Source organism: Microcystis sp. M090S1 (assembly GCF_020246295.1).
Lineage (GTDB): Bacteria > Cyanobacteriota > Cyanobacteriia > Cyanobacteriales > Microcystaceae > Microcystis > Microcystis aeruginosa.
In genome coordinates this window covers 1-4,041 of the sequence record NZ_JADBTF010000010.1, presented here as the reverse complement: position 1 = coordinate 4,041, position 4,041 = coordinate 1, and the positions used below count along the sequence as shown (strand labels likewise).

Annotated in this window: 2 protein-coding genes; one reads left to right on the top strand and one right to left on the bottom strand. The window is 45.2% G+C overall.

The features are described from left to right. Positions 1-233 precede the first annotated feature (233 nt). On the bottom strand, positions 234-1,415 hold the full coding sequence (locus tag IM477_RS00355) for an RtcB family protein (protein WP_287729982.1): 1,182 nt from the start codon (positions 1,413-1,415) through the stop codon (positions 234-236). 478 nt (positions 1,416-1,893) lie between these two features. On the opposite strand from IM477_RS00355, the gene dnaK reads away from it, so the two are divergent. Further along, positions 1,894-3,798 carry a molecular chaperone DnaK gene (dnaK, locus tag IM477_RS00350; protein ID WP_147071262.1) on the top strand — a complete coding sequence of 635 codons (1,905 nt, stop codon included), beginning with the start codon at positions 1,894-1,896 and terminating at the stop codon, positions 3,796-3,798. Positions 3,799-4,041 lie beyond the last annotated feature (243 nt).

The following is a 4,041-nucleotide window of genomic DNA, read 5'->3' as shown; positions in this document are numbered from 1 at the left end:
TTTGAGTTTTCAGTTCACTGTTTCCTCACACCAGAAGTCTGACGGAGTAGTGGCTTAGATGTGTAATTAATTTTGCTTAGGTACTTACCTTTGAAACAGGATTTATGATGGGCGGGAATTTGTGCTAATTCGGCAGCAATAGTCAGACTCATCGCTTATAATCCTCGATCGATTCCTATCTTTTTCATGCTAGGGAAAAAACAGCAAAAATTGATCGCTGTTGCAATGATTTGTTAACCTTTGACGCACATCACCTGCTTGAGAGTGGCGACAATTTCCACTAGATCCGCCTGTTGATTCATCACCTGTTGGATCGGTTTATAAGCTCCCGGAATCTCATCAATAACGCCCTCATCTTTGCGGCATTCAACCCCTTGGGTTTGGGCGATTAAATCATCAAGAGTAAAGGTTTTTTTAGCCAGATTTCTCGACATCAAGCGCCCGGCCCCGTGGGAACAGGAACAGAAGCTATTATGTTCCCCTTTGCCTTTAACAATATAAGATTGCGCTCCCATGGAACCGGGGATAATACCATAATCGGTTTCTCTGGCGCGGACGGCTCCTTTTCGGGTGACATAAACCTCCTCTCCAAAATGAATTTCTTTTTCGGCATAATTGTGATGACAATTAACTACTAAGAGGGGTTTAGTTGGTTTGCCTCCCGCTAGATGTTTTTCAACAATGCGTTTAAATCTAGCCATCATAATTTCCCGATTATAACGGGCATATTCCTGCGCCCATTGTAGGTCATGCCAGTAGGCGGTAAATTCTTCTGTACCGGCGACAAAGTAGGCCAGATCGAGGTCGGGTAATTTACCTTCTGCTAGTTTTGCTAACTCTTTGGCCGTATCAATATGACATTGGGCCAGTTGATTACCAATACCTCTAGAACCGGAATGGAGCATTAACCAAACTTGATTGTCTGTATCTAAACAAATTTCGATAAAGTGATTGCCACCCCCCAGAGAACCCATTTGTTTAAGGGCTTTTTTCTCTAGGTTTTGTACCCCTCGATGAATCTGTTTAAATTCCGCCCATTTTGACCATTTAGTTACTTCCCGATCCACTTCTTTATTTTCCGCAAAACCGACGGGAATATTCGCCTCTACATCGAGGCGAATTTTTTTAAGTTTTCCCTGCAATTGTTCGCCAGTAAAAGGCATTTTTAGGGCAGCCATGCCGCAACCGATATCGACTCCGACGGCGGCAGGAATTACGGCATCTTTGGTGGCAATCACCGAACCGACTAAAGCGCCTTTACCCAAGTGAACATCGGGCATTAAAGAAATGTGTTTATAAACAAAAGGTAGGGAAGCGACATTTTTGGCCATTTGGGTTTCTTGGGGTCCTAATTCATGCCCCGCCCAAGATAAAATCGGTGTCGGTGTGGAAATATCCAGAGTTTCGTAAGCCATAGTTTTTATGAAATAATCAGGTAAAAAGCCGATGTAACCAAGACAATAAGGCAATTTAGATTCTGCGATGAATTAGATAAATTGTGATCGAAAAAATCAGGTCTAAAACCTCGCCTTTTAAGACGAAAAGTTTTTGGAGCAGGGCATAAATCCCCGTTACAAAAACGGCCTCCTGCCCCCTGCCCCCTGCCCCCTGCCTTCGTTATCAGTGATCGTGTTTTAGCACAGAGGATAAGCTGTTGACTATCTAAATTACTCGTTCAGACTGCCCTCCGGGAGAATTTTTGACTTTTACCGCAGGTTTACCGACTACTGTAATACTACCAAAAAGGTTCGGATACCTACACTATCGAGAAAGCGGGGTTATTTTGCACTATAGAGATAACGAAGGAACTGATAGGGGTGGGTATCGCCTAAAAACCGAGTACAGTTCCGATTCTAGAAGTCACTATAGTTGTATCGGAGCAGCACAAAGATTATGGGAAAAGTAGTTGGAATTGACTTAGGGACGACTAACTCCTGCGTCGCGGTTATGGAAGGGGGCAAACCCACCGTTATCGCCAACGCCGAAGGATTTAGAACCACGCCCTCAGTCGTCGCCTACGCCAAAAGTGGCGATCGCCTAGTAGGACAAATCGCCAAACGTCAAGCGGTAATGAACCCGCAAAATACTTTTTATTCCGTCAAACGCTTCATCGGCAGGAAATTCAACGAAGTTACCAACGAAGCCACAGAAGTATCCTACAAAACTCTCCAAGACGGCAACGGCAACGTTAAATTAGACTGTCCCGCCCAGGGCAAACAATTCGCCCCCGAAGAAATTTCCGCCCAGGTACTGCGGAAACTGGTGGAAGATGCCAGTAAATACCTCGGCGAAACCGTTACCCAAGCAGTCATCACCGTACCCGCTTATTTTAATGACTCCCAACGTCAGGCCACCAAAGATGCCGGTAGAATTGCCGGGATTGAAGTTCTCCGCATTATCAACGAACCCACTGCCGCCTCTCTTGCCTACGGATTAGATAAAAAAGCTAACGAAACTATTCTCGTTTTTGACTTGGGTGGGGGAACCTTTGACGTATCGGTTCTAGAAGTGGGTGATGGTGTCTTTGAAGTTCTCGCTACCTCTGGAGATACTCATCTCGGTGGTGATGACTTCGATAAAAAAATCGTCGATTATTTAGCCGGAGAATTCAAAAAAGTTGAAGGAATAGATCTCCGTCAAGATAAACAAGCCCTGCAACGTCTCACAGAAGCGGCAGAAAAAGCCAAAATTGAACTTTCTAGCGTTACCCAAGCGGAAATTAACCTGCCCTTCATCACCGCTACCGCCGAAGGACCAAAACACCTAGATACCACTTTAACCAGAGCTAAATTTGAGGAAATTTGCGCCGATTTAATCGATCGCTGTCGCATTCCCGTCGAAAATGCCATCCGTGATGCCAAAATCGATAAATCTGCCCTCGATGAAGTGGTTCTCGTCGGTGGTTCAACCCGGATTCCCGCCGTTCAAGAATTAGTTAAAAAAGTTCTGGGCAAAGATCCTAACCAAAGCGTTAACCCCGATGAAGTGGTAGCCGTAGGTGCCGCTATTCAAGGTGGTGTCCTCGCTGGTGAAGTCAAAGATATTCTTCTGCTTGATGTTTCGCCCTTGTCTTTGGGTGTGGAAACCCTCGGCGGTGTGATGACGCGGATTATTACCCGCAACACCACTATCCCCACCAAAAAATCGGAAGTTTTCTCCACGGCAGTAGATGGACAAACTAACGTGGAAATCCACGTCCTGCAAGGGGAACGGGAAATGGCCAAAGATAACAAGAGTTTGGGAACTTTCCGACTCGATGGTATCCCTCCCGCTCCTCGTGGTGTGCCTCAAATCGAAGTGGTCTTCGACATCGATGCTAACGGTATTTTAAATGTCACCGCTAAGGATAAAGGTACAGGAAAAGAACAATCGATCAGCATCACCGGCGCTTCTACCTTGCCCCAAAATGAAGTGGAACGCATGGTTAATGAGGCAGAATCGAACGCCTCGGTCGATAAGGAACGTCGTGAACACATTGAACGCAAAAATCAAGCTGATTCCCTCGTTTATCAAGCTGAGAAGCAGTTAGCCGAGTTGGGCGATAAGGTTCCCCCATCCGAGAAAAATAAAGCCCAGGCATTGATTAAAGATCTGAAAGAAGCGATCGCTCAAGACGATGATGGTAAGATCAAAACCATCCTACCGGAATTACAACAAGCCCTCTACGCGATCGGTAGCAGTATGTATCAGCAAGGGGCCCCTAGTAATCCCACCGGTGGCAATGATGACAATGGCCCCTCTGGTGGTGCCGGTGGTGGCGATGATGTCATCGATGCGGAATTCTCCGACGCTAAATAAAAATTAAGTTCATAGCTTCGGCAAGGACACAAGTTAACTTGTGTCCTTTTTTCATTGCGGCTTTCTTACAGATAAGGTTGTTACTGAAAATTAGGACTAAACTTAAGTAGGGTTTGCTGAATAATGGTAAAACCCTTTTAAAATAAGGCTTTTGACCTGTTAAAATCCGATGTTCATGCTGCGAAAATAGGATTAAGACCTTCAAAAACCTGGCATTATCCTTTTTTTAGTACATAAACTGGT

What these genes read in the sequence shown, in the direction of transcription:
- dnaK (WP_147071262.1), top strand. Translation starts at nt 1,894, where the DNA reads ATGGGAAAAGTAGTTGGAATTGACTTAGGGACGACTAACTCCTGCGTC.
- IM477_RS00355 (WP_287729982.1), bottom strand. Translation starts at nt 1,415, where the DNA reads ATGGCTTACGAAACTCTGGATATTTCCACACCGACACCGATTTTATCT.